This is a genomic window from Deltaproteobacteria bacterium, from assembly GCA_020848905.1.
Taxonomy (GTDB): Bacteria; Myxococcota_A; Polyangia.
Map to the genome: position 1 here is coordinate 52,236 of JADLHG010000017.1, position 25,393 is coordinate 77,628.

Genomic DNA, 25,393 nt, shown 5'->3' on the forward strand with positions numbered 1-25,393 from the left:
TTTAGCGCGCCGCCCGATAGGCGCGGGCGATCTTCTCGAGGAGCAGCGTGTCGCCGCGGGCGTCGTCGAGCCCGGTCTCGGGGCGCGCGCCCGTCGTCACGCAGTGGTGGAAGTGGTGGAGCTCGGCCCGGAAGGCCTCCTCGTACGAGACAGTGACGGTCCGCTCGGCCAGCGCGCCGTCCTCGACGCTCTCCACGGTGATGGGCGTGGGAAGGTGGCGGTAGTAGGGGGAGGGGAACGAGATCGTCACGCGCCCTTCGGGGCTCGCGAAGAGCAGCTCCTCCTTGTAGTGAGGCAGGCCCGGCAGGTAGGTCCACGTCAGCGCGGCGCGCAGGCCTTCGTTCCAGCGCACGAGGGTGTGCATGCAGCGGCCCCCGCGCCAGAACTCGCTGAAGACCACCTCCTCGGGCTCGCCGAGAATGCCGCGCAAGGCGTTCACGTCGTGGATCAGGCTGTTGAAGAGGAGAAAGGTGGCCACCTGCTGCGGGAGCGGCGCTTCGGGGCCCACGATGGCGTCGATGCGCTGCCGGGGCGGGCCCTTCACGGCGTACTCGACGAGGCCGTCGGTGGCCTCGCTGTCGGCGAGCGCGGCCCGGGCCGGGTCGGGGGAGGGCTCGAGGACGTAATGGTCGCGCGCGCGCGCGTCCACCGGGTGCAGCACGTCCACGCGCACGGTGCGCAGGTCTTTCAGGCGACGAACCTGCTCGCGGGCGTAGCGGTAGCCCGGGTCGTAGCGCTTGTGGTAGCCGACCATCAGCGTGACCTTCGCCCGGGCCAGGGCCGCGGCGACCTGGTCCACCTCGGCGAGGTTCTCCCCGAGGGGCTTCTCGACGAGGATGTGCTTGCCGGCGACCGCCGCGTCCACGACGGGCTGGGCGTGCGAGCCCCCCGAGAGGATCAGCACGGCCTCGAGGGGATCGTCGAGCAGGCGGCGGTAGTCGGTGTGCTGCCGTTCCACGCGGTAGCGTCGGCCCACGAGCTCGACCGTCCGCGCGTCGGTGTCGGCGAGCGACTCGATGGCGAAGAGGTCCGGGCGCTCGGCGAGGAAGGGAAGGTGCATCATCTGGGCGATGCCGCCGCAGCCGATGACCCCGACGCGCAGTGGCTTGTTCATCTGGCTCCTCCTTCGGTGTGGGTCGCGTCGAAAGCGACGATAAGTTCTAGAGCGATAACACTATAAAGCCCCGGCCACCGCCTGGGCGCAGGCGCGGCCGGAGAGCATGGCACCGTCCACGCCGTGTCCGAAGATCGTGCTGGCCCCCACCAGGTACAGGCCCGGCAGGGAGGTCACCACAGGGAATCGGCCGGTGAGGAACTGGTCGGGAGAGTGCTCGAGGCCGTAGCTCGTTCCGCCCGTGGCCCAGGTGAAGCGCGCCTGGGTCAGGGGGCTCGCCGTCTCCTGCCACACGATCCGCCCGAGCAGCTCCGGCGCCAGCCCGCGCACTGTCGCGAGCATGCGCTCCTCGAGGAGGCGTTTGCGCTCGGCGTAGCCCGCGGTGCGGCGGTAGGGGCCGCGCGGCGCGGCGTCGGGGGCCCAGGCGGCGGCGCCCCCCGGGGCGATGGTCATGAGCTGCAGGTTGGTCTGTCCCGGCGGAGCCACGCGCGGGTTGCGCGGGTCCCGAACCGAGGCGAACGAGGCGTAGACCATCGGCCGCTCGGGGAGCTCGCCCGCGTAGCAGGAGGCGTACTGCTCCTCGAGGCCGTAGCCCGGGAAGAGCCACAGGTTGCAGTTCGGCAGGCCGAGCGCCTCGGGCGGGCGGTCGAGCGCCAGGTAGACCACGAAGAGGGGGAGCGCCATGCGAGCGCGGGCCAGGCGCGCGGTCAGATCCGCCGGGAGCGCCGTTCCCTCGAGGAGCCCGGTGAGCGTCTGCAAGGCGTCGGCGTTCGAGACCACCGCCCGGGCCGAGATGACGCTGCCGTCCTCGAGCAGCACGCCGTGTGCGCGGCCGTTCTCGACGAGAATGCGCCGCACCGGACAGCGGGTGACGACCTCGCCCCCCGCGGTGTGGATCGCCGCCACGAGGGCGTCCACGATCGCGGGCGAGCCTCCTTCGGGGTAGTAGGCTCCGCGCAGGTAGCGGTCGAGCGTAAGCGCGTGCATGCCGGCCGAGGCGCGGGACCAGGGGGCGGCGTAGAGGAGGTTCTGCGCGCCGAGCACGTGTCGCAGGCGCGCGCTGGCGCCGAGCGCGTCGAAGACCTCGCCCAGCGTGCAGTCGGTCCAGCCGCGACCCATACGGCGCTCTAGCGCGTCGGCCTCGGGCATGGGCTCCATGGGCCGGGAGCGGGCCAGGTAGGCCGGGTCGCCGAGGAGGAGCGGGCGGAGGAGCGCCGAAGGACGCTTGAGCAGCACGAGCTTGGTGAAGGTGCGCCCCATCCCCGAGCGCCTCACGATGGTTTGCAGGTAACGCACGAAGCTCGCCACGGCGACGCGCTCGTCGGGAAAGGCCTCCTCGAGCCGCGCCTGGTAGCGGCCCCAGTCGGCCGGCACGCGCAGCGAGAGGTCGGGGAAGCGGAGCAGGTCGAAGGCCTCGGGGTCCATCGGCAGGAAGGTGACGCCGGGAGCGCCCACGTCCTCGAGGATCGAGGGGACGATGCCGCCGGGGGCGCAATCGCCGAGGTAGTGGATGCCCACGTCGAAGGCGTAGCGTTTGCGGCGGTGGAAGGTCTGGGCGTTGCCGCCGAGGGCGAAGTGTTGCTCCGCGACGAGCACGCGCAGCCCCTGGCGGCCGAGCGCCGCCGCTGCGGTGAGTCCGCCCGGCCCGGCCCCGACGATCACGACGTCGTAGCTCGTAGCTCGGGGCGCGTTGGTGCGATGGGTGCGGTCCATGAGAGGCGAAACCCTAACCTCGGAGCTCCCGGCTTGGCAAACCCGGGCGCGGACGACTATCCTTCCGCTTCCATGCGAATCGCACCGAGCGCGGCGCCAGCTCGTATCTCGTCTTCGGCCGGCTGGCTCGCTGGCCTCGGGGCGCTGGTGGCGCTTCCGGTAGTCCTCGCCGCGGCCCTTCCCGTGGCGCCGCGCTGCGTGACGCACGCGCTCTTCGAGCTGCCCTGCCCGGGCTGCGGCCTCGGACGCGGGCTCGCGTCCCTCTTCGCGCTGGACCTGCCCGGGGCCTGGCGGGCCTATCCCGCGCTCCTACCCCTCGCGCTGCTCTACGCGGCGAGCCTGGTTACGTGTGCCCTGCGGCTGCGGGGGCACCGCTCGCCGCGGGGGTTTGTTCGTTTCGCCTCGGGCGCCGCCTGGGGCGTCGTCCTCCTGTCGCTCGGCCACTGGGTCGTCGAGCTCGTCCTTCACACCTCACGAGGCGGTGCACGATGAACGGAAGCGCTCCCCACCCGTACGGCGACCCCTACCGCACGCCGGGCCCGCCCGGACCGCCCGCAGGGACCCCGCTCGACGGGCGCGCCATCGCGAGCATGGTCCTCGGCATCGTGGCCACGGTCCTCTGCTGCCTGCCGCTCATCGGCCCGGCCTGCGGCATCATCGCGATCGTGCTCTTTTCCCGCTTCAGCGCGGCGAACGCGGCCGCCGGAGGCACGCTGGCGGGCAAGGGGATGGCCATCGCGGGGCTGGTCTGCGGCATCGTGGGCTGCGTGATCGGACTCATCTACACCCTCTACTGGTTCGTCTGGGGCATGATCCTCGGCGGCGCGGCGCGCATGGTCCCCTGGCGCTGAGCCGGCGCGCCCCTTCGCGACCCCCTTTCAGGGGGCTGGACCTCCAAGGCGCCTCCGGAGTATGACGACCCCCCTGGGGGCCTTTCATCCCGAGGAGACGTCGCCGTGAGACGAATCACCTGGCTTGGAGCACTCGCCTTCGCTGCGTGCAGCAGCAGCCCCGCGGCCCCGGACGGTGCGGTCGCGAGCGACGGAGCGCCGCCCGCCGACGGCCGCGCCAGCGACGGGGGACGAGCTGACGCCGCGCCGAGCGGCGCGATGGCGGTGGGCGAATTCCGCGAGCTCGTGGCCGACGGCCAGGGAGCCATTGCCGGCCAGCTGCCGACGGCCCCGGGGGCGGAGTACCTGCTCGTCCTCACCTCGTCGAGCCGCGAGGCGCTCAAGCTCTACAGCTACGAGGTGAACGCCGCGACCGCCAAGCCGATGCAGCCCGCGCCGCCTGCGCCTCCGCTCCCTGCGGCTCCGGCCCCGCGCTGCGACTTCGCGCGCCGCCTCGACGAGGTGCTGAGCACGGCGAGCGGGCCGATGGCGCGCAAGCCCAGCTACAAGCCCTTCGGTTCGCCCCCGCGCAAGGGAGACAAGCGCAAGTTCCAGCTCCGCGGCGCCACGGGGAACCAGGAGATCGAGGCCGAGGCGATCTGGGTCGACGAGGTCGCGGTCTTCTGGATCGACCGCACCACGCAGCCCGCGGCGACGATCGACGAGGCGACGCTCAAGCAGCTCGCCGACGGCTTCGCGAAGGTGATCGTGCCGCGCGAGCGCATCTACTTCGGCCAGGAGTCGGACGTGAACGGGGACGGGCACATCGCGGTGCTCATGAGCCCGCTCGTGACCGCCTCGGCCGTGGCCTACGTCTCTCCCTGCGACCTGGTCGATCCGGGCAAGGTGGCCGGCTGCCCGACGAGCAACGGGCTCGAGCTGGTCTACCTCTCGCCGCCGAGCTCGCTCCAGCCGCCGTACAACACGGCCGCGGCGATGCTCGAGACCATCGCGCACGAGTTCCAGCACGCGATCTACTTCTATCGGAAGTACCTCCTCAACGGCACGACGGACAAGAAGGAGAACCCCTACATCACCGAGGGGCTGAGCGGCCTCGCGCAGGATCTGAGCGGCTACCAGGCGGGGAACTTCTACGTGGTGCAGGCCACGCTGGCGGCGATCGGCGAGGTGGCGATCCCGAACGTGACCAGCGCGGAGCTCAAGAGCTACGTTCCGGGCGCCGGGGACGGCATCATGCGTGGCGCGGGGTACCTGCTGCTCCGCTACCTCTTCGACCAGGCGGGCGGAGATGCGATGGAGGCCGACGGCACGCCGAAGGACCGGGGCGGCATCAAGTGGCTGCGCGCGTACATGGATCGCCCGGCGCTGGGCGACGACAACCTGGACCAGAGCTTCCCGAAGGGCTACGAGGAGCTCGTGCTCCAGTTCTGGACGGCGATGGCCCTATCGAACCGGGGAACGGACGGCAAGCCCCTCTCCGGGGACGCGCGCTTCAACTTCCTGCCCACCACCAAGGACCCGGTGACGACGCGGCAGCGCGGCTGCAACCTCTTCACCGTCTTTCACGGGCAGCAGCTCACGGGACCGAAGGTGCAAGGGGTGGCGGCGGCCGACGGCAAGCTGCGTGCCGGCGGTGCGGAGCTGCTGCGACTCGAGGCCGGCGCGGACGCGAAGACGCTCCAGGTGCAGCTCAAGGTGGAGCCGGCGGCGAAGGCGCGGCTGCGCGTGGTGCGCGTGAAGTAACGGCGTCTGCCGCGGGTGTGATCCACGATGATCGGTCATGCGCCTTGAGGCGGCCCCACTTCGCCGCCCTCTCGACGCTCAGCGCCCTGGAACTTCGTCGGTACGCAGCCTCCCTCGGAGCTTCCAGCCCGTTTGCAGGAGCCAGGTTCGTGGCTTGCCGACCGTAGGCTCTCCCGAGGGCGGCACCGGCACGACGTCCTTCCAGCCGCCCTTGAGATAGAGCGCCGAGGAGCACGGGTCGAGCTCGCGCCTGGGCACCCACTTGCCGCGCTCGACGCAGTGCTTCCGTCGGTTCTGGAGCACGTAGCTGAGGGCGTGCCTTGTCTCGCTGGGCGTGCGCAGGATGCGCTGGTGGTAGCGGTCGGCGAAGACCCGCCTGTGCCGCCCGAGGCTATCGTTGAGTCGCCGGGCGAGGCGAATCGCCAGGCCCCTGAGCCCCTTCATCAGGACGTCCCGGTCTTTGGCCTCGGTGATGAGGTGGAGGTGGTTCTTCTGGATCGAGTAGTGGGCGAGATTGAGCCCGTGGCGGCCGAGCGCCGCCCGAATTGCGCCCTCGATCACCCGGAGCTGCGGCTTCGCGCGCAGGTTGGGCAGGTCTGACACGACCTTCATCGTCACGTGCACCGGAAACCGGCTCGCGAGCCGCGGCCGCGCCCGATGCGGCAGCCCGCTGCCCGGCTGCTTCTTCCGCCCCGCACCCTTCCGCTTCCCGCCCCAGCCCTTCGCCTCCCGCATCGGCAATGGAAGCTGCTTCGCAGAACCCGCCGGAACACGCGCGCCCGAAGAGGGGCCATCTCCCGAGGAGGATTTATGTTTGTGTGCCAGCATGAATAAGGCCAATAATAGCAAAGCGCTGGTCTGACGTCAAGCGATGTCTTTGCACGAACAACACAAACACCCCCTCCCCGCCGCACCGATCCACCCCCGCTCCCCGCGTGCGCCCACCGCCGCCTGCGCTTTCGCTCTCCCCTTCGCGTGCGCCCACCGCCGCTCGCGCTGCCCCCCATGACGTCTCGCCCCTCGGCCCAACGCGGGCCCGCACGACGTCGCCCACCACCCGTGGCTAGTGCCACCATCGCTCCAGGCACCATTGACCGACGGTCCGCGGTCAGACCCGTTTGTCGTGGGGGCGCTCTAGCCGCCTCCTGGGCCGCCTGGTATCTTCTGCCGGGCATGACCCCCATCACGATCCGTCATCGAGTCCCTCGCTCTGACCTGGCCTTCGGCGTGCTGCGCGTCGAGGGTGTGGAGGTCGGGGCCGCCCCCACGCCGCTCTCGCAGGCGCTCGACGCGTGCATCGCGCGTCGAAAGGCCGAGCCGCTCGCGGCGTCCGAGGAGGCGCTCCGGCAGGGCTGCCGCGATGTGCTGCGGAACGGCCGCTACAAGCCTACCGGACGAGGCAAGCCCGCGAGCGAGTACCTCCTGCGCGCGGCGACGGCCGAGGACTTCCCCCGCATCAACGGCCCGGTGGACGCGAACAACCTCGTCAGCCTCGGCCGGCTGGTCCCGATCTCCGTCTGGGACCTGGATCTGGCCGAGACGCGATGCTTCGAGCTGCGACTCGGGCGGCCGGGCGAGAGCTACGTCTTCAACGCCGCCGGGCAGACCCTCGAGCTCGAGGATCTGCTCTGCGGCGCTGGTCTCGCCGGGGAGGTGTCGCGTCCGATGGTGACCCCCATCAAGGACGGTCTGGCGACGAAGCTCACGCCGGCCTCGACGCGGCTCGCGGGGTGCATCTACTACCCGGTCGAGGTCGGAGGCCGGGCGCAGCTCGCGGCGGCCACGGAGGAGCTGTTCCGGTGGCTCAGCCTGTGCGGCGCCGACGTGCGCGGCGCCTGGGCCGTGCTCGAACCCGGGGGCGAGGTGAGCCTGTGAGTGGGGCCATGCGTTATCGGATCTACAGCATCGAAGGCAATCGGCAACGTCTCGACGGTGGGGCGATGTTCGGCAACGTGCCGCGGCCGGTCTGGGAGGGCTGGATCGCGCCGGATGCGCGGCACCGGTTGCCGCTCGCGTGCCGAGGCTTCCTCATCCACGACGAGGAGCGCGACGAACGGATCCTGCTCGAGACGGGGATCGGCCTCTTCTTCGAGCCGAAGCTGCGCGACCGGTTCGGCGTGGAGGGGACCCGCCACGAGCTGCTCGCGAGCCTCGCGGCCCGTGGAGTGGAGCCCGAGGCGATCGACCTCGTGGTGCTGTCGCACCTGCACTTCGATCACGCGGGAGGATTGCTGAGCGCGTGGAGGCCTGACGCCCCCTTCGAGCTGGTCTTCCCGCGGGCGCGCTTCGCCGTCGGGCGGAGGGCCTGGGAGCGGGCGGTGGCGCCGCACGCCCGCGATCGCGCGTCGTTCATCCCCGAGCTACCGGGGCTCCTCGAGGCGAGCGGCCGGCTGGTCCTCCTCGACGCGGACTTCGGCGGGCTGCTGGGTCCCGAGTTCAGCTTCACGCTCTCCGACGGGCACACGCCGGGCCTGCTCCTCACGGAGCTCTCAACCCCCGCGGGGACGGCGATCTTTTGCGGGGATCTGATCCCGGGGCTGCCGTGGGTCCACCTGCCGGTGACGATGGGCTACGACCGCCATGCCGAGCTGGTGATCGACGAGAAGGCGGCGCTCCTGGCGCGCGCGGCGGAGCGTGGCGCGCAGCTCCTCTTCGCGCACGACCCCGAGGCGGCGGCGTGCCGGGTCTCGCGCGACGCGCACGGGCGCTATCGGGGCACGGACCCGCTGCCGGTGCTCGACGGTTTCCCGCTGTGACCCGCTGAGCGGCGAAGCTATCGATTGCCGCCGCCCAGCGCCAGGGCGACCAGGGCGGTGTACCCGAGGCTGATCAGCAGGGCAGGAAGCAGAGTGGGCCAGCTCGAGCCCTCGTGGAAATAGCCGGCGGCGAGGCGTTCGAAGGGGCGACGCACCGCCGCCGCGGCCAGGACCACGCCCAGGCAGGTCAGCGCGGCGAGCACCGCGACCGAGACGGGTAGCCTCCGCATGAAGGCCAGGAGCGGCGCCGCGACGAGGCCGCTGCCGCTCACGACCAGCAGGAAGGTCAGCGCCCGCCCTCCGTGCCGCCGACCGAAGCCGGTCCGCGCCAGCACGCTCGCTCCCACGGCGAGGAAGTAGATCTCGGGGCCGAACCAGAGCACCGCGGGGAGCCCCGGTCGCGCGCTGTAGATGAGGAGCAGCACCGATCCCATCATGAGCAGGGCCACCCCGACGAGCAGGAGGCCCGCTGGGCGACCCGACCCGGGGAGGGGAGGAGTCACCGAACCCACGAGGCACCCGGCCCGGGCCGCGGCACGAGCCTGGCCTGCGATGGTTGCACCGTGGCGCTCGGCAGGCCCCCGAAGACGACCAATCGGGTGATGCGTTCTAGAAAGCTCCGTCGCGAACCCCCCCGGCCGAGGCTGAGCGAGGTCACCGCGGCGCGGTTCACGCGAACCATCGTCTCGCCCCCGCCCGGGCAGGGGACCAGGTACCCGGAGAACTGGTGGAAGGCGAAGAGCTCGCCGCCCTCCCTGCCGAGGTAGAGCATGATGTGCCCGGGGAGGTAGAGCAGCACCACCCCGCGCTCGTTCGCGGCCTCGATCGCGGCGACCTTGGCGGCGGGGTCGAGCCGCGCCACGTCGATCTGCCGTGGCCCGCTCAGCGCCTGCTGGCGCGAGTTGCGCGGCAGACGCAGGCCGAAGGTGGCGAAGAGGTCCATGAGGAGGCGCGAGCAGTCGCGGTGGTTACCGGTGCCGCCCCAGCCGTAGGGCGTGTGCAGCAAGCGGAAGGCGGCCCGGTAGAGTGCCGCGCGCGAGAAGGGGGGCAGCTCGGCGCTCGCGGCGCGCGCCGGGAGGTGCGCCTCGACGAGGCCGGAGGGCGCCGGGGCGAGGACGCGTAGCTGCTGCGCCTCGGTACCGAGGAGCGGCAGCGAGAGACCGAGGCCCGCTGCGCCGAGCAGGACCGGGGAGGAACCTGCCGAGAAGACCGCCGTCCGGTCTTCGTGGACCACGGCGCGCTCGCGGGGGCGGAGGTACTGCTCGAGCTGGTCTCGTCCGAGGGGCGGGGTGAGCGCGGTGGGGTCGACCCATCCCTCGGCGTAGGTGGACCAGGCGTAGACGAAGCGGCGGCCGCGGCGGAAGACGCGCACCGGCTCGCCGAAGCGGAGCTGGGCGCACTGAAGCTGATCGAAGTCCGTGTCCCCGGCCTTCTCGTAGAGCGGCTCGGCCGTCGGGTAGCAGCGAAGGGGGCTGCTGCGGAAAGCCACGCGCAGCTCGTCTGTGGGCTCGGCGGACGCGAGCTCCGCGCGCAGCTCCTCGAGGAGCGCGGCCCGAGGAGGTCGTCCGTCCGCCTGCACGCGGCGGCCGGCGGCGATGGCCTCGGCGAGGCGACGCCACTGCTCCGGAAAGTAGCGGGCGAGGTCGCGCGGGGGGAGCGCGGGGGAGAGGAGGTCCCAGCGGCCGAGGGGCCAGCCCCCCTTCGAGAGCTGCTCGACGCGACGGTTGTGCGCCTCGAGGTGAGCGGGATCGAGGAGCGCGAGCTCGGGCGCAGACACGCGCGTCAGCCAGTGCTCCGGGACGAGGTGCTCGGGGCGCTCGAAGGGGAGCACCGGCGGAGCGGGCGCGACGGCCGGGCAGGGGGGGAACTCGGCGCAGGCCCGCGAGGCCGGGCCGCGGGGGCGGCAGCCCGTGGAGGTGAGCGCGACGAGGAGCGCGAGCGAGGACGCGAGCCCGACCGAACCCCTCGGGGAACGGGGCCAGCTCACGCGAAGGCGGGGGTGGTCCACAGGCCGCGGTAGAGGCGCGCGAAGTCGTCGGAGACGGCGAAGAGCATGAGGCGCGCCAGGGTGGGGTTCTGCGTCACGTCGGCCGCGGCGAGCCCGGCGGCGCGGGCGAGCTCCTCGACGGCGACCTTGGGGCTCCGGCAGAGGAGCAGGCCGACCAGGTCGGCGCGTTGGCGCTCCGCGGCGCGGTAGCTGGCCCAGGTACCGGAGGTGAGACCGGGTCGAGGCGTGTCCTCGAGCTGCTTGCGCACCTTCCGGGGCAGGTGGCGGTGGAGCTGCTTGCGGAGCTGCTGCACCTCCTCGTCGTCGGGGCGCGGGTTCAACGCGGCGTCGAGCAGCGTGGAGAGGTCGGGGTCGCGCAGCTGCTCGAGGAGCGCGCCAGCGGTCGCGGCGCTCGCCAGCGCGCGGCCGACCCAGAAGCGGTAGGCCGGTTCGCTGTGGGCGTCGACGAGCGCGGGGGCCAGGCGCACGGCGACCGGCTGCTGGCCCACGGTGACCGCGGCGCCCGGGCCGCTCCCGACGCTTACGGCGACCGGGCCGACGCCAAGGCAGGTCGCGAGCCGCGTCGCAGCAGCGACCGCCGGGTGGGTCGACGCGAGGGGGCGTCCCGCAGGTGGCGCGTAGAGGGGACCCAGGTGCGGCGCGAGCAGCTCGAGGACCTCACGCACCGCGCGGAGCTCGGAGGGTAGCGCGATGCGGGCCACGTCGAGCGCCCCCGGCGGGAGGACCGCCCCTTCGAGGGAGCGGGCGTGCAGCGCCTCCTCGGGGCCCGCGGCACCGAAGAAGTCGAGCAGGGACCCGGCGCTCGCCGCGAGCTCCGCGTTGCCGAGCGCGTTCTGGGCGGCGACGAGGCCCCGATAGGCCTCGAGGCGTCCCGGGTCGCGCTGCAAGAGTTTGCGGAAGACGGCCACGGCGTTTTCGGACTCGCCTTGCGCGGCGAGAGCCTGACCGTAGAGGAGCTGAGCCTCCTCGTGGTGCGGTTCCGCGTGAAGCGTCTCGCGGAGGTACTCGAGCGCCCGCGCCGGCTGGCGCGTGTGTTCGAGAAGCAAGCGAGCCACGACGACCCGCAACGGCAGGGCGACCGAGGGGCGCGTGGTGTTCTTGAGCAGCGACTCCCCGAGCTCCACGATGCGGGAGAGCTCGTCGCGGGCCCGGTAGGCCTGGAGCAGCTCGGCGAGGGCCGCGGGCTGCATGGCCGCCTGTGCCAGCGCCTCGGTCTCGTACTGGCGACGGAGGTCGTCGTCGCGGAGACCGCTGCGGGCCACCTCGGCGAGCTGGGACATGGCCCAGACCTGCACGCTGGAGTCGTCGTCGGCGGCCACCTGTTCGAGGAGCGCGCGCGCCTCGTCCCACTGACCCGAGACGGTGGCCAGCTCGACCATGAGCCGCTTCGCGCCGAGGTCCTGCGGCTGCTCCTCGATGGCCTGTTCGAGCACGCGCCGAGCCGTCTTCACGTCGTGGAGGTGTCGGAGCCAGACCTCCGCTTGCCGCAGCCGCGCCGTGTGGCGCTGGTGGGTCTCGGTCGCGACCTTGGCCAGCCGCTCGAGCACGACCGTCGCGTCGGACCAGCGCTGCGTGGCGCAATGCAGGTCCGCGAGGTCCGACAGCGCCCCCACGTCTTCCGGGCAGAGGGCCAGGTACTCGATGAGCTCGTTGATCGCGCGCGTGGGGTCGTCCAGGTCGTCGCGCAGGATGCGCGCGTGCAGTCGTAAGAGCTCGGCTCTCTCGCCGGCCTCGGGCGTGGCGCGAATACGGCGAATGTAGAGGCGCGAGAGCTCCGCGTAGTCCTGTCGCAGTCGGAGGAGCCGCTCGGCGCGGCCGAAGGCCTCCGCGTGGCCCGGCTGCTCGGAGAGGGGCTGGGCCAGGCTGGCCAGGGCGCGGGCCGTGTCGCCCAGGCGCTCGGCCCAGAGGTCGGCCGCCCGGAGGGCGCAGCTCGTGCGGTTCTCGCCGCTCGCGCTGGCCTTGGCGAGCTGGTCGCAGACCGTGGCGAGCTCGGGCCAGTTGGACTGCTCCTCGGCGAGCTCCGCGAGGAGGCGGAGGGCGGGGACCGACTGGTCGTCAAGCCGCAGGCACTCCCGTGCGACGCGCGCGGCGGCCTCCGGCTGCTTCGCCACCACGTACGCCGAGGCGGCCGAGACCAGCCGCTGCGTGCGAACCACCGGGTCGAGCTCTAGGGTGGCCTGGTCGATGAGGACGGCCGCGAGGTCGGCGTGGCGCCCCGCACGCCAGAGCAGCCGCTCGAGCGCCCACAGCGTGGCCGTGTCGTTCGGGCGGCGATCGTGCGCCGCCAGCGCGGCGTGGAGCGCGTCGGCAGGTTGCCCCTCGCCGAACTCCAGCAGCTGCGCCGCCTCCAGGAGCAGCGCCACCGCGAGGCCGTCGTCGTTCGCCGCGCGCCCGAGAGCACCCAGCCACGCGGCGAGGTCGTCGGCGTGCAGGGTGCGCCGGACGCGCGTCAGATCGGCGGAGAGGCGCGCGCTGCCGAGGACCTGCGCCACGGTCGAATACAGGCCGAGGTCGGGGGGCTCGTGAAGGTAGAGCTCCCGAACGCGCGCCAGCTCCAGCTGGAGGTGCGCCCTCTCCTCGGTGCCGCGGGTTCGTGCGGCCTGCTCGACGAGGTGCTGCGCCAGCTCGTCCCACCGCTCCTGCCGGCGGTAGATGCGGAGGAGTCCTTGGTGCGGGCTCGCCATCTCCGGATAGCGCTGGGCGGCCTCACGATAGAGCTGCGTCGCTTGCGTCAGATCCTCCAGATGGAGCTCGGCCACCTCGGCCGCGCGGCAGAGGGCGTCCGCCGCGGAGAGCGGGTCCGTCGAGGCGACGGCGTAGCGGCGCAGCACCTCCACGAGCTCGCGCCACTGCCCCGCCGACCGCACCAGCGCCTCGACGGCAGAGAGCGCCGGCATGAGCCCCGGATCGTGGGCGAGCGCGCGCGTGTAGGCCTCGACCGCGGCGGGAGCCTGCCCGAGGTGCTCCTGATAGATGCGCCCGATGCGGCACAGGATCGCCCCCGCATCGCGCCGATCGGGGTCCGTCTCGAGCTCGTGGCGATGGAGGTCGATGAGCTCCTGCCAGCGGCCCAGCCGGTAGTAGATACGCCCCGCGGCGCGGATGGCGGCCACGTTGCGTGGGTCCTGCGTCAGGACGTCCCGGTAGATGCGCAGGGCCCGGTCGGGCTCCTCCAGAACCATCTCGAGCAGGTCCGCTGCGCGCAGGCGTCGGGATTGGGCCTCGGTCGCGTCGGTCGTGTCGTCGGCCTGCGCGAGCAGAAGCGCCACGAGGTCGACGGCCCGGCCCGCCTTCTCGTAGAGAGGAACGAGCCGCAGCGCGGCCGTCCGCGTCTGCTCGAGACCGCGAGCGCGTTCGAGCGTTTCGATCGCCCGGTCGAGGGCCTGCAAGGGTCCGGCCTGGAGTTGGGCCAGCTCGAGCAGCAGGTGGTGCCGCGACTTGGGGTCGGTGCTGAGCTCGACGCGCTGCTCGAGGAGCTCGGCGAGGTCGTCGTACCGGCCGAGCTCGCGGAGGAGCCGGATGAGGCCCCACGCCGCGAGGTGGAGCGTCGGATGGAGCTCGAGCGCGCGTCGGTAGTAGGTGAGCGCCTCTTCCGGTCGTGCTAGGCGCTGGGTCAGGATCTCCGCCAGCTCGACGCAGCGAACGGCGCGGGCCTCGGCCGACGCCGTGCCCTCGGTCTCGGGGGCGTGGATCGCGAGGAGCGCCTCCCAGTCGCCGCGGAAGCGGTGGAGCGCGCCGAGCGCCTGCAGGGCAGGGAGGTAGGTCGGCACCGCGGCGAGGGCCTCGCCGTAGGCCGCGATCGCGCCATCCACGTCGTGCGCGCGGCTCTCCAGCAGCCATCCGATGCGCGTGAGCAAGGCCGCCCGGCCCTGCGGGTCGGTGACCAGTCCGACGAGGTGCCGAAGCGCGGCCACCTGGTCGCCGAGCCGCCCCTTCGCCTCGTAGACGTAGGTCAGCCGCTGGACCGCGGCCGGGTCGTCGGGGAGCGTGCGCGTGGCGCGGGCGAGATCCTTGGCGGCGGCCTCGAGGTCGCCGGTTCTCTCGACGTGCAGCGCTCCGGCGCGCAGCAGCAGTCTCCCCTCGAGCGTCGCGTCGGAGACCTGCGCGGCGAGGCGTTCGACGGCGAGGCAGGTGGGGGCCGCGGCGTCGGCACGCTCGTGGAGGCTAACCAGCGCGAGGAGCGCCGGTACGTTGGTAGGGTCGGCCTCGACGGCTCGCGCGTAGGTAGCTTCGGCCTGGGCGCGCTGGCTCAGCCGCGCCTCGCGCACGCTGCCCGCCTGGTAGAGGTAGAGCGCGCGTTCCTCGGCGGAGGAGAGCACCTCCGCAAACTGCTCGAGCCGCAGCGCGGCTTCCTCGAAGTGCGCGAGCTCCAGGTGGAGTGCCGCGGCGCTCGAGAGCAAGGGGGCGGATCCCGGGTCCAGCTCGAGAGCCCGCTCCACCAGCGCGAGGGCGCTGCGCGCGTCGTGGCGCCGGTACCGCAGGAGGGCCGCCGCTTCCTGGAGCACCGCGACGCGCGTCTGGGCCTCTCCGCCGAGGGCGGCCTCGCGTTCGCAGAGCTCGAAGGCCTCGTCCACCTCTCCCAGCCGGAGCATGGCCCGGCGCACGAGCGGTACGAGCCACGGGCTATCCGGCCGGAGCTCGAGCGCCGCGCGCAGGTGCGAGAGCACGAGCGGTCCCTCCGCGCCGGCGCGCTCGGCCGCCGCCGCCGCCTCGATCCACATGAGCCCGGCGTGCTCCGGTTGCGCCTCGGCCAGCGAGACCGCTTCAGCCAGGAAGAAGCGCCGCGTCAGCTCGAGGCGCGCCGCCTCGACGAGCGCAGGTTCCGTGGCCCGCGGCGCGGGGGTGGGGACGCGCTGCTCGCGCCGCAGTATCACTCTCGGTCGGGGCGCCAGTCGGTCGCCCGAGACGATGCTCACCTCCTCGAGCAGATCCTCCCCTTCGAGGAGCTCGATCTCCTCGGCGCCGGTCAGCGAAAGGCTCAGCACGTCGTCTTCGGTGGGCGCCACGTCCTCGATCGGAGCACGCCCCGACTCGAGAGAGCCCGCGCCTCCTCCGGTGGCTCTCGCGGCGGATGGGGCGAGGATCGGTCGCGCTCCGCCCGGGAGGCCGAGCGGGCTCGCCCCCTTGATCGTGGGGGGACCCTTGCTGCTGCTGCGTCCCGTGCGCAGGCCGCCGGTGCGACCCGTCGCGTCTGCCCGCCCGCCGCCACGCGCCGCCGCGTCGCCGCCGCGCCGGCCGGTCGCGTCCCCTCGCTGGCCCGGCTTGGCGGTGGTCTCCGCGTCCGCCTTGTCCGACGCAGCTTCGGCGCTCGAACGCCCGACGGTCCCGCTCGTCACCTCGCGCGTCTTGGGTCGACTCGCCGGGGCTCCCTCTGGCCGGGCCGCGGGAGACTGGCCGCTCTGCGTTTCGGTCGGCGGCTTGGGAGATACGCCGAGACGCTCCCTGAGCCCGCGAATGTCGTCGTCGCCGTTGCCGTTGGTCATCCGCCCTCGCCTTGGCCCACCATCATAGCAGACAGCCGCGGGGGATCGGCACCTCGGGGGGCCCCGGGCGATGGCGCACCGGACGCCCACGTGCGAGGCGCTACGCGCGCTGCTTCGCCGCCTGATCGCGCAGCTTCTCGAAGAGGCGCCGCTGCTCGTCGGAGAGGCTGCGAGGGACGACGATCTTGATCTGCGCGTAGAGGTCGCCGTGCGTGCCGTCGCGCTTCGGCAGGCCCTTGCCGCGGAGCCGCAGGCGCACCCCCGAGGCCTGCCCGGCCGGGAGACTCATTTGCACCTCGCCGTCGAGCGTGGAGACCGCCACCTTGCCGCCGAGGGCCGCGTCCCAGGCGTCGACCGGCGTCTCCACCACCAGGTCGTCCCCCTCCACGCGAAAGCGCTCGTGCGGCGCGATCTTGATCGTCAGGTAGAGGTCGCCACGCGTCTCCCGTCCGCCGCCGAGCCCTTGCCCCGCGAGGCGGATCCTTTCCCCGTCGCGGATGCCCTTCGGGATCTTCACCTCGTAGCGCTTGCGGCCGGTGGGTCCGGTCAGCTCGATCGATCGTTTGGCGCCGTGGAAGGCGTCCTCGAGCTCGACGGTGACGGTGCTCTCGATGTCCTGGCCTGGTCGGGCTTCTGGCACCTCCTCGCCCCCTCCGCCTCCGAAGAGATCCTCGAGGCGTGGCCCGCGTCGCCCTCGCCGTGGGCGTCCGCCGAAGAGTGTTTCGAAGAAGTCCGAGAAGTCGGCTCCGCCGAAACCCCCCGGCGCGCCGCGCACGTCCCACTGCGCCCCGCCGTTGCGGAAGTCCGGCGGCGGCTCGAAGGGCGCACCGTGCTTCCAGTTCGATCCGAGGAGGTCGTAGCGCTTGCGCTTCTCGGGGTCCTTCAGCACCTCGTAGGCTTCGTTGACCTGCTTGAACTTGGACTCCGCGTCGCCGGCCTTGTTCAGATCGGGGTGGTACGTGCGCGCGAGTCGCTTGTAGGCCTTGGAGATCTCCTCGGGGGGCGCGTTGCGCTTGACCCCCAGGACCTTGTAGTAGTCGACGAACTCCATGTGCCGCGCTCCCGGGCGGCCCTGCGGATCAGGCTGCCGCTGGTGTGACGGCCGTGAAGGTTAGCAGCTCCCCCTCCCGGTCGACTACCACTCGATCCCCTGGGCGCACCTCGCCCGAGATGATCCGCTCCGAGAGCGGCTCGGTGACGCGCTCCCGCAGGGCGCGCTTCAGCGGCCGCGCGCCGAAGGCTGGATCGAACCCCACCTCCGCGAGATAGTCCTTCGCCGCCTCGGTGAGCTCGAGCGTCAGCTCGCGCTGCGCCAGGAGCCTGGACATCAGCCGCAGCTGGATGTCGACGATGCCACGGATGCCGCGCTGGTCGAGGCGGCTGAAGACGAGCGTGCCGTCGATGCGGTTCAGGAACTCCGGGCGGAACGTCGCGCGCAGCGCCTCGTGGACCCGCCGCTCCATCACCGCCTTGTCCTCGAGCTCCAGGATGTGCTGACTCCCCACGTTGGAGGTCATGATCAGGATCGTGTTGCGGAAGTCCACCGTCCGCCCGTGGCCGTCGGTGAGTCGTCCGTCGTCCATGACCTGCAGGAGCACGTTGAACACGTCGGCGTGCGCCTTCTCCATTTCGTCGAGGAGAACCACGCTGTACGGCCGCCGCCGCACCGCCTCGGTGAGCTGTCCCCCCTCGTCGTAGCCGATGTAGCCCGGAGGAGCGCCGATGAGCCGACTCACCGTGTGCTTCTCCATGTACTCGCTCATGTCGAGGCGCACCAGGTTGTGCTCGTCGTCGAAGAGGAACTCGGCCAGCGCGCGGGCGAGCTCGGTCTTGCCCACCCCCGTCGGTCCGAGAAAGAGGAAGGACCCGATCGGTCGATTCGGGTCCTGCAGGCCGGCGCGGGCGATGCGGATCGCCTTGGCCACCCGGCTGAGCGCCGCGTCCTGGCCAACGACGCGCTGGCGCAGGCGGTCCTCCATGTGGAGCAATCGCTCGCTTTCCCCTTCGAGCATCTTCGCCACGGGGATGCCGGTCCAGCGCGCCACCACGAGCGCGATGTCCTCGTCGGTGACCTCCTCCCGCAGGTAGGAGCCTTGCTGCTGACTGGCCGCGAGGCGAGCCTTGAACTTCTCCTGCTCCTTCAATACCTCGGGGATGCGGCCGTAGGTGAGCTCCGCCGCGCGCTGCAGGTCTCCGCGCCGCTGCGCCTGCTCCACCTCGGTCTTCATGCCGTCCTCGCGGGCCTTGAGCTCCTTGATCTGCTGCACGAGGTTGCGCTGCTCTTGCCAGCGCGCCCGCATGGCGGCGACCTCCTCCTCGCGTTCGGCCACCTCCGCCTCGAGGAGCTTGGCGCGCTCCTTCGCCTCCTTGGTCTTCTCGATGCGCATGGCCTGCAGCTCGATCTGCACCCGCGTGAGCTGTCGCTGCAGGTCGTCGATCTCGGCCGGGGTGCTCTCGATCTCCATCTTGAGGCGGCTCGCCGCCTCGTCCACCAGGTCGATGGCCTTGTCGGGGAGAAAGCGGTCCGCGATGTAGCGGTGCGACAGCCGCGCCGCGGCCACGAGAGCGGCGTCCTGGATGCGAATGCCGTGGTGGACCTCGTACTTCTCCTTGAGGCCGCGCAGGATCGACAGCGTGTCCTCCACCGAGGGCTCGCCCACGTAGACCGGCTGGAAGCGGCGCTCGAGCGCCTTGTCCTTCTCGACGTGCTTGCGGTACTCGTCGAGCGTCGTGGCGCCGATGCAGCGCAGCTCCCCGCGGGCCAGCGCCGGCTTGAGCATGTTCGCCGCGTCCTGCGCCCCCTCGGCAGCCCCCGCGCCCACCAGCGTGTGGAGCTCGTCGATGAAGAGGACGACCTGCCCCTCGGCGCTGGTGATCTCCTTGAGCACGGCCTTCAGCCGATCCTCGAACTCGCCGCGGTACTTGGCCCCCGCGACGAGCGCGCCGAGGTCGAGCCCCAGCACGCGCTTGTCGCGCAGGCTCTCCGGCACGTCCCCCGCGTTGATGCGCTGGGCGATCCCCTCGACGATGGCCGTCTTGCCCACTCCGGGCTCGCCGATCAGTACCGGGTTGTTCTTCGTGCGCCGGGCCAGGACCTGCATCGCGCGGCGAATCTCCTCGTCGCGGCCGATCACCGGATCGAGCTTCCCCTTGCGCGCCCGCTCGGTGAGGTCGATGCAGTAGCGTTCGAGCGCCTGGTACTTCCCCTCGGGGTCGGGGTCGCTCACGCGGTGCTCGCCGCGCACGTCCACGAGCGCCGCGCGGAGGAGGTCCGGCGTGACGCCGTACTCGACGAGGAGCCGCCCCGCCTCGGTCTTGGGCCGGTCGGCCATGCTCAGCAGGAAGTGCTCGGTCGAGACGTAGTCGTCCTTGAGCGCGTCGGCGTGGCCGAAGGCGCCGTCCAGCACTTCCTTCAGGTCGCGGCCCAGGTAGGCCTCTGCGGCCCCCGTGACCTTCGGACGACTCTGCAGCATGCGTTCGAGGTCGGCCTTGAGGGGCCCGAGCCCGATCCCGGTCTTCTCGAGCAGCGGGGCCGTCAGGCCGTCCTGCTGGTCGAGCAGCGCGCCGAGCACATGCAGGCTGGTGACTTCCTGGTGCGCGAGCCGCCGCGCCAGCGCTTCGGCCGACGTCAAGGCGTCCTTGGACTTCACCGTCAGACGGTCCAGTCTCATACGATCCTCCATCGCCCCAGGGATCGTCGTCGTCCCCCGAGCCTCAGGACCAACGTAGGCACGCTCTTTGCGCCGTCAAGCGGCCCGCGCTCCTCAGGTCGCCAGCTCCTCGAGGACCAGCTTCAGGCGGGCGGCCCTTTCGGTCTGTCCCATCAGCGCGGCGAGCTCGTGCTCTTCCTGGACGAGCTGGGTGAAGAGCGCGAGCTTCTCCTTGCCCGGGATGCGCTGCCGGTACTTCTGGCGGGCGGATGGCGTGGAGAGGAGGAGCATCGCCTCGTCCACGAGCTGCTGGATCTTGGCCGAGGCCGTCGGGTTGGCCTGGTGGGCTGGCGAGCCCGGTTGATGGTCCGCCATACGCCGATGGTAGGCGGGGATCAGCGTGTCCGGGTCGGCGGTGTAGGTCACGCCGAGGCGCTGAAAGGCGTCCTGCACCTCCACGGCGCTCAGGCGCTCCTGGACCGACTGCGCGGTGGGCGGCCCGCCCGTGTGCGGGTCGAGCGGCAGGTCGAGGGCTCCCCCGGCGATGAGCAGGTGCACGACGCGCATCGTCTTGGGGCGGCCGAGGACGCTCACCGTGATGGCCTGTCGCAGGGGTCGCAGGCCATCGAAGATGGTGTGGGCGATGCGGCGCGTCTTGTCGTCGGGCACGAGGAGCTTGAGCTCCTCCGCCGCGTCGGCGCGCAGCAGGGGGTAGCGATCGTTGTACGGCTCGAGGAGCACCTGGAGGTCCTCGAGCCGCGCGCTGCGCAGGATCTCCTGGGCCAGCTCGACCATCAGGCGAGGCACCGAGACGGGATGGTGCTCGCCCTGCGGCAGCACCCCGGCGGTGAAATCGAAGGTCGCGCCGCTCCAGCCGAAGAGATCCTGCAGGCGCCGGTAGGTCTGGTGCGCGAGGGCGTGGTTCAGCCGCGCGCTGTCGAGGACCCCCGAGTCCACCATGGCCTGCCCGAGCTGGGTGCGGTTCGTGCGGGCCCAGCGCATCACGTCCGCGAGCTTGTTCGGCGTGACCAGCTTGGCCTTGAGCAGGATTTGCCCGAGCTGCTCGTCCTCCTTCACCGGCGAGACGGTCACCTTCATCGGCACGCCGTTGCGGAACCAGACCGTCTTGGTGAAGACCTCTCCGCGCACCGTGAGCTTGCCGCGCGCGCGGGAGTGGGCCAGGTAGCGCATCAGGTGCACGAGCGAGGCGCGTTCCGGCGGCGGCTGGGGCGGATGCGAGTCCACCAGACCCGCGAGCGCACCCAGGCCGAGGCGTCCCGCGAGCTGACCCTTGAGGGGCGGAATGGCGCCGAGCGCGGGGAACTCCCCCGACGGAGGAACGCGATCGAGCGTGCCGCTCCAGAGCGCTTGCCCCGAGGCCACCTCGACCGCGCCCGTCGGGGCGGACAGACGCTCCACGGCACCCGTGGGCGTGCGATCGGCCGGGGCGTGTCCCGGGTCGCGCGCGGCGGCTCCGGGGGTGGAGTCGTTCGCGCTCACGATGGGGAAGGTGCCCGATTCCTGAGGTCCCGGCGCCACTCCCGTGAGTTGGTCCGCCAGGCGGCGGAGCGCCGACGCCACGTCGGCGGCCACCTGAAGCCCCACGAGCTGTCCCGCCTTGTGGACCACCTCGCCGTCGAAGGGCCCGAGGCGCCTCGTTTCGACGATCACCTCGAAGCGCAGGTGGCCACGAAGCGCCGGGATCGCGTCGGGCTGCTCGGTCTGGAAACAGAGCGCACCGATCTTCAGGTTGGGTGCCTCGTTCGCCAGCTCTTGGCGGTGGGCAAACCAGATGATGCCGTCCCGGTACCAGGCCATGGCGGTCCGCAGGAGCTCGAGTAGAAGCCCCCTCGTACCATCAGGGTGCCGTGTTTTCCAGGGGAAAGGGGGAGGGCCGGTTGGGCCCCCGCCACGGCCCTCAGCGTGTGCGGCGAGGCGTTCGGCGAACTTCGCGGCGTCGCGTCGCGCGGCCGAGGTGGAGCAGGCTCGCCAGGGCGAGCAGGAGGGCGGCTGGCCCGGCGCGATCGGCAGCACCTCCTACCGCGCACCCGCCGTGAAGCTTGTCGGGCTGGCCGGAGGGCGCCGTGGGATCGGTCGGCCAGGGCTCCTCGGGGCGCAGACCCCCCGCGGGAGGCGCGCCGACGGGGGGCGTGCCGACGGGGGCCGGCTTCTCGCATTCGCGGGTGTCGCTCGGGTTCGTGTCGTCGCAATCGCGGCAGGCGGGGACGTTGTCGCCGTCGGCGTCCACCGGAGTCACCTGCAGCGCCAGCTCGAGCGCTCCGTCGGCCGGTCCGCCTTGCCCCGGGTCCGAGAACCAGGCCACGCCGTCCTGCACCAGGTTGAAGTGCTCGGCGTAGGTTCGCGTGCCGCACGAGTTCGGCGCGGTCACGGTGAAGGTGATGGTCGCGGTGCCGCCGGGCGCGACGACGCCGGTGGGGGCGACGCGCCCCTGTGAGGGCCAGGAGGGGCTGTAGAAGACGCTCTGCCGGTCCCGCGGCTCGGAGGTGCCGAGGAAGGTTCGGGCGTCCCACGCGCTCGCGCCGTCGTTGCGGTAGGTGACGGTGACCTGCCCGGTGGCGCCCGCGGCGAGCTGCGCGGGCCCGCGCTTCTCGAGGAGAGTGGCCTTCAGCGCGGGCTTCTCGGGCGGCGGTGGAGGCGGCGCGGTCGTCCCTTCGATGGCCACGTGCCACTTCACGCCCATCTGCGACCAGGCGTAGGTGACCTCGCCTCCATTGTAGTTGGGATAGGTGCCGAGGTTCTTGTTCCCGTAGGGATCGTTCACGACCAGCGCGCCGCTCTCGGTGTAGCCGCGAACCGCGATGAGGTGACCGGCCCCGGTGAGCGCGGTCGAGAGCACCACCTGCCTTCCCGCGTCCAGGTGCGCCTTGATGGCGTTGAACGAGGTGCTTCCGGCAAACGTCGTCTTGAGCCCGTGCTTCGTCGCGTAGTCTTGCAGGAGGTAGGCCCACGCCTCGCCCCCCTTGGTCCCCCAGCCGTACGCGCCCCAGGCCGGCTTGCCGCTCGCGTCGTTTTGCTGTCGGTCGAAGGTCGTGCCGTTGAAGGTGTACTTGCGCGCGAGGTAGACCCCGTACTCGCTCGTGTGCGCCGAGGGCTCGTTGACCGTCACCGGGTCCGGCGCGAGCAGCCCGTGGGCCAGGATGATCATCAAGGTGGAGGTGGGGCCACAGGCCCAGCTCCCGTTGAACCCCGGCGGCGCGTCGTACACCTGATGCACGTAGGGCATCGGGAGCACGTTGAAGAGGGCGTCGCGGGGGGGGAGGAAGAGCTGCGGCGAGGGCCGGAGCTCCGTGCGCTGGGCGCGGGTCTTCAGGTTCACGATGCGGACCGTGCCGCGCCCTTCGAGGGCGTAGCGCAGCTCGTCGCCGGAACCCGAGAGCTCGATCGGCAACGCGCCGCGCTCCTCTGCGACGAGGCGGTCCGTTCCGTGGTGCAGGTCGAGCAGCCGGAGCTCCAGGCGCTGCGTGGGGGCCGGGCCGCTCACGACCCGCTCGTCGGTGCGCACGTAGGCGAGCGCGCCCTCGACGAGCGCCGCGCTGTAGACGTGCCCTCGGGGCTCGAAGCCGGGGAGCTCCTCCACGGTGCCGAGACGCAGGTCGACGCGCGCGGGGCGCGCCTCGGGGAGGTCGCCGGGAGGCCTACGGGTCACGACGAGCGTGTCGTCGTCGAGCCAGCCGAGGACCTCCGCCAGGTCGCCCGAGGCCACGCGCCGGAGCCGACCGGAGAGGTCGCCGAGCCAGAGCTCTCCCGGCCACGCGAGCGGCTCGTCCCGTCGCGCCCGGTGCGGAGCCAGGCGTCGCACGACGGCGAAGCGCTCGCCTCCCGGGGCGAAGACCGCACGGCCGAGCTCCTCGCCGCGCTGGGCGCGGAGGAGCGGCGCGGGGGTGCGGTCGCCTTCCACCCGGAGCAGCGTGGCCCCGCCGTCCTCCCCGTGCTGAATCGTGACGAGCGCCTCCGAGGTCGAACCCGGTCGAAGGTCGGCCTCGATGCGGTCGAGGAGGGTGCTCGCCACCGCGAGGCGCAGGCGCGCCCGACCCGAGGTGAGCTCCACCTCGCGGTCGCTCGTCGCGCGGAGCGCGAGGCGCGGCGCTGGAGCCAGCGGGCTCTCCGTGGCCGAGCACGCGAGGAGTCCGCATCCCACGACGAACAGCGCGACCGAGCGAGGCATGCGGGGCGAGTCTACGCCCTGGTGGCTCTGGCGGTCAAAGGGTGGCCGCTCTGGTCAGCCCCGGGCGCGGTCGCCCCACGATCTTGCGCGGGTTTAGCCGCCGGGCGCGCTGGAATGGCCCGTGCAAAAGACACCGCCGTGCGGTCTTCCACCCTCTCGTCGCGGACAGTCCTCGCCTCGCTGCTCCTCCTCTCCACGCTGGCCTGGGGGCGTGCGCCGCGCCCCGAGCGCAGTCCCGAGGCCACAGAGCGCATCTTCCGCCGGGTCTATCACTTCCAGGCGCAGGGATGGCAAGAGGTCCGGCGCGAGGTGGAGGCCCGGTTGCGTAGACCGGCCACCGATCGCCCGACGGCGGTCGCGGCCGTGGTCTACCTCATGGATCACCTGGGGCTGCGGGTCGGCTCCCGGCGCTACGAGGAGCGCGAGGAGGCGGTCGGCGTGCGGCCGAACGGAGGCGCGCACGCGAGCGGGCCCACCTTCGGGGCGTCATCGCTCCACAAGGAGCACGTGCGCGTGGAGGGCGATGTCGTGACGCTGGTCTTCACCGGCAAGGCGGGAAAGCCCTGGCAGAAGGAGCGCAGGGACCCGCTGCTCGCGGCGGCGCTGCGGGTGTTCCTGGCGCAGCCCGGAGAGCGGCTCTTTCAAGTACCGGGGTGGGACGCGACGCTCGTACCGGTGACGGAGGAGGACGTACGCGCCTTCCTCGCGCCGAAGGGCGCGCTCCCCAAGGACTACCGCACCCTTCACGCCAATCGGATCTATCGCGAGAGCCTCGGTCGACAGCTCGCGGAGGCCCAGGCCGCGTCGGGAGCGCTGCCCGTCATCGACGCGCGCATGAAGGCTCGCGCGGTCAAGGCCGCCGCCACGTTCCTGAACCACGGAGAGGGGACCTGCCGCAAGAACTACCTCGACCCGCGCAACCTGGAGGTCGCCACGCTGGACGCGGCGCAGCTCGTCGCCGAGTGGGCTGCGGCGCGGAGCAACGCTAACTGACGCGCCCACGTTGCGTTCGACGGCGTCCCCTCCTACGCGCTATGCATTTCACGATAAATGATGCAATGAGAGCTCGCCGCGCCGTACGCGAATAGTGCTTGCTTTCACACCATATATTGGTATATGGGTAAGCGATATTCGTTCAAGGAGTCGCTCAATGGATCTTCTCGTCTCCGGCGCTTTCGCCAAGAAACTAATGCGGCTGGCCAGCAAGGATAGCCAGCTCACCGTGGCGTTGGCGCAGGAATGGGCGAGCCGCGTCGACCGTCAGGCGCTAACCGCGTATCTGCTGGACGCCGAGACGGCCGTGCGCTTGCTGGCCGAACGCCTCAAGCAGGACCCCGAGAAGACGCTCGACGAGCTTCAGCGACTCGAGGCGCGGCAGGGCAAGCGGCGCGCGGCGAGCCGGGGCACCGCAGAGCCGGCGACGGCCTCCGCGCGGCGACGGCGCGGCCGGCCCATCCGCATGCGCCTGAGCGCGAGTCAGCTCGAGGAGACCAAGCAGCTCGTGCGGGCCTTCCTGGGGCGGAATCCCTGGGCCAACCGCAAGCAGATCTCCGAGGCCGCGCGCGTTCCCACGCCGGCGCTCTACGCGCGCATCATGGGTGAGCTGAAGGACGCGGGCGAGATCATCGGCAAGGGCGAGAAGGCCAAGGCGGTGTATGCGTTGAAGGGCACGGGCGCCGGGGCAGGGCGCGCCGCGAACGGCAAGCCCCGTGGGAAAGGCGCCGCGGCGCCGGCGACCAAGAAGGGTCGGCCGGGTCGGCCGAAGAAGGCGGCTTCGACTACGAAGTAGCCCTCGACCACGACGCAGTCCTTCCCCGTCGGGACCTCAGTTTTCTGACGCGAGCCGGCTCCAAGACACGACAACCATTGCGGCGCGCGAGTGGTATGGC

At 71.9% G+C, this 25,393-nt stretch carries 17 protein-coding genes; 7 read left to right on the forward strand and 10 right to left on the reverse strand.

The annotated features are described in order from the left end of the window. Position 1: 1 nt before the first annotated feature. Both IT371_07870 and IT371_07875 read right to left on the reverse strand, forming a co-directional pair. Entirely contained in the window at positions 2-1,114 is a 1,113-nt protein-coding gene (locus IT371_07870; GenBank protein ID MCC6747557.1) for a Gfo/Idh/MocA family oxidoreductase, read from the reverse strand. A gap of 60 nt (positions 1,115-1,174) precedes the next feature. Beyond that, positions 1,175-2,827 (reverse strand): NAD(P)/FAD-dependent oxidoreductase, encoded by a 1,653-nt coding sequence (locus tag IT371_07875; protein ID MCC6747558.1) that lies wholly within the window; start codon positions 2,825-2,827, stop codon positions 1,175-1,177. 72 nt (positions 2,828-2,899) lie between these two features. Between IT371_07875 and IT371_07880 the strand changes: the two genes are divergently transcribed. The 3 genes from IT371_07880 (at position 2,900) to IT371_07890 (ending at position 5,421) form a co-directional block, all read left to right on the forward strand. Continuing rightward, positions 2,900-3,319, forward strand: coding sequence for a DUF2752 domain-containing protein (locus tag IT371_07880; GenBank protein MCC6747559.1), 420 nt, complete (start codon positions 2,900-2,902; stop codon positions 3,317-3,319). Then, complete coding sequence (locus IT371_07885; protein ID MCC6747560.1) at positions 3,316-3,678, forward strand: DUF4190 domain-containing protein; 363 nt, start codon at positions 3,316-3,318, stop codon at positions 3,676-3,678. Before IT371_07880 ends, IT371_07885 begins: the two co-directional genes overlap by 4 nt. A 105-nt stretch (positions 3,679-3,783) precedes the next feature. Further along, complete coding sequence (locus IT371_07890; GenBank protein ID MCC6747561.1) at positions 3,784-5,421, forward strand: hypothetical protein; 1,638 nt, start codon at positions 3,784-3,786, stop codon at positions 5,419-5,421. A 78-nt stretch (positions 5,422-5,499) separates the two neighbouring features. On the opposite strand, the gene IT371_07895 is transcribed toward IT371_07890, so the two are convergent. After that, the gene (locus IT371_07895; GenBank protein MCC6747562.1) at positions 5,500-6,156 is read right to left on the reverse strand and encodes a hypothetical protein; all 657 of its coding nucleotides are present in this window, start codon (positions 6,154-6,156) and stop codon (positions 5,500-5,502) included. Between the two features lie 438 nt (positions 6,157-6,594). On the opposite strand from IT371_07895, the gene IT371_07900 reads away from it, so the two are divergent. Next, a complete protein-coding gene (locus tag IT371_07900) occupies positions 6,595-7,296 on the forward strand; it encodes a hypothetical protein (protein MCC6747563.1) in 702 nt (233 codons plus the stop codon). Positions 7,297-7,304: 8 nt separating this feature from the next. Beyond that, positions 7,305-8,177: an MBL fold metallo-hydrolase gene (locus IT371_07905; protein MCC6747564.1), complete on the forward strand. Its 873-nt coding sequence runs from the start codon at positions 7,305-7,307 to the stop codon at positions 8,175-8,177. 17 nt (positions 8,178-8,194) lie between these two features. Here IT371_07905 and IT371_07910 read toward each other — a convergent pair whose 3' ends face one another. From IT371_07910 to IT371_07940, 7 genes are all read right to left on the reverse strand, one after another. Beyond that, positions 8,195-8,680 (reverse strand): hypothetical protein, encoded by a 486-nt coding sequence (locus tag IT371_07910; GenBank protein ID MCC6747565.1) that lies wholly within the window; start codon positions 8,678-8,680, stop codon positions 8,195-8,197. Then, positions 8,677-10,164 (reverse strand): SH3 domain-containing protein, encoded by a 1,488-nt coding sequence (locus tag IT371_07915; protein MCC6747566.1) that lies wholly within the window; start codon positions 10,162-10,164, stop codon positions 8,677-8,679. The genes IT371_07910 and IT371_07915 overlap by 4 nt, the downstream gene beginning before the upstream one ends. Continuing rightward, a complete protein-coding gene (locus IT371_07920) occupies positions 10,161-15,668 on the reverse strand; it encodes a tetratricopeptide repeat protein (protein ID MCC6747567.1) in 5,508 nt (1,835 codons plus the stop codon). The genes IT371_07915 and IT371_07920 overlap by 4 nt, the downstream gene beginning before the upstream one ends. A gap of 100 nt (positions 15,669-15,768) precedes the next feature. After that, positions 15,769-16,719 carry a J domain-containing protein gene (locus tag IT371_07925; protein MCC6747568.1) on the reverse strand — a complete coding sequence of 317 codons (951 nt, stop codon included), beginning with the start codon at positions 16,717-16,719 and terminating at the stop codon, positions 15,769-15,771. A gap of 28 nt (positions 16,720-16,747) precedes the next feature. Continuing rightward, entirely contained in the window at positions 16,748-19,339 is a 2,592-nt protein-coding gene (gene clpB / locus IT371_07930; protein ID MCC6747569.1) for an ATP-dependent chaperone ClpB, read from the reverse strand. A gap of 93 nt (positions 19,340-19,432) precedes the next feature. Then, positions 19,433-21,136, reverse strand: coding sequence for a DUF4388 domain-containing protein (locus tag IT371_07935; GenBank protein ID MCC6747570.1), 1,704 nt, complete (start codon positions 21,134-21,136; stop codon positions 19,433-19,435). A 100-nt stretch (positions 21,137-21,236) separates the two neighbouring features. Then, positions 21,237-23,504, reverse strand: coding sequence for a C39 family peptidase (locus IT371_07940; protein MCC6747571.1), 2,268 nt, complete (start codon positions 23,502-23,504; stop codon positions 21,237-21,239). Between the two features lie 138 nt (positions 23,505-23,642). On the opposite strand from IT371_07940, the gene IT371_07945 reads away from it, so the two are divergent. Together IT371_07945 and IT371_07950 are read left to right on the forward strand one after the other, a co-directional pair. Continuing rightward, positions 23,643-24,497 (forward strand): hypothetical protein, encoded by an 855-nt coding sequence (locus tag IT371_07945; GenBank protein MCC6747572.1) that lies wholly within the window; start codon positions 23,643-23,645, stop codon positions 24,495-24,497. 157 nt (positions 24,498-24,654) lie between these two features. Further along, positions 24,655-25,293, forward strand: a complete 639-nt coding sequence (locus IT371_07950) for a hypothetical protein (GenBank protein MCC6747573.1) — start codon at positions 24,655-24,657, stop codon at positions 25,291-25,293. The last annotated feature ends 100 nt before the right edge of the window (positions 25,294-25,393 follow it).

What these genes read in the sequence shown, in the direction of transcription:
- IT371_07870 (MCC6747557.1), bottom strand. Translation starts at nt 1,114, where the DNA reads ATGAACAAGCCACTGCGCGTCGGGGTCATCGGCTGCGGCGGCATCGCC.
- IT371_07875 (MCC6747558.1), bottom strand. Translation starts at nt 2,827, where the DNA reads ATGGACCGCACCCATCGCACCAACGCGCCCCGAGCTACGAGCTACGAC.
- IT371_07880 (MCC6747559.1), top strand. Translation starts at nt 2,900, where the DNA reads ATGCGAATCGCACCGAGCGCGGCGCCAGCTCGTATCTCGTCTTCGGCC.
- IT371_07885 (MCC6747560.1), top strand. Translation starts at nt 3,316, where the DNA reads ATGAACGGAAGCGCTCCCCACCCGTACGGCGACCCCTACCGCACGCCG.
- IT371_07895 (MCC6747562.1), bottom strand. Translation starts at nt 6,156, where the DNA reads ATGCGGGAGGCGAAGGGCTGGGGCGGGAAGCGGAAGGGTGCGGGGCGG.
- IT371_07900 (MCC6747563.1), top strand. Translation starts at nt 6,595, where the DNA reads ATGACCCCCATCACGATCCGTCATCGAGTCCCTCGCTCTGACCTGGCC.
- IT371_07905 (MCC6747564.1), top strand. Translation starts at nt 7,305, where the DNA reads ATGCGTTATCGGATCTACAGCATCGAAGGCAATCGGCAACGTCTCGAC.
- IT371_07920 (MCC6747567.1), bottom strand. Translation starts at nt 15,668, where the DNA reads ATGACCAACGGCAACGGCGACGACGACATTCGCGGGCTCAGGGAGCGT.
- IT371_07925 (MCC6747568.1), bottom strand. Translation starts at nt 16,719, where the DNA reads ATGGAGTTCGTCGACTACTACAAGGTCCTGGGGGTCAAGCGCAACGCG.
- clpB (MCC6747569.1), bottom strand. Translation starts at nt 19,339, where the DNA reads ATGAGACTGGACCGTCTGACGGTGAAGTCCAAGGACGCCTTGACGTCG.
- IT371_07935 (MCC6747570.1), bottom strand. Translation starts at nt 21,136, where the DNA reads ATGGCCTGGTACCGGGACGGCATCATCTGGTTTGCCCACCGCCAAGAG.
- IT371_07940 (MCC6747571.1), bottom strand. Translation starts at nt 23,504, where the DNA reads ATGCCTCGCTCGGTCGCGCTGTTCGTCGTGGGATGCGGACTCCTCGCG.
- IT371_07950 (MCC6747573.1), top strand. Translation starts at nt 24,655, where the DNA reads ATGGATCTTCTCGTCTCCGGCGCTTTCGCCAAGAAACTAATGCGGCTG.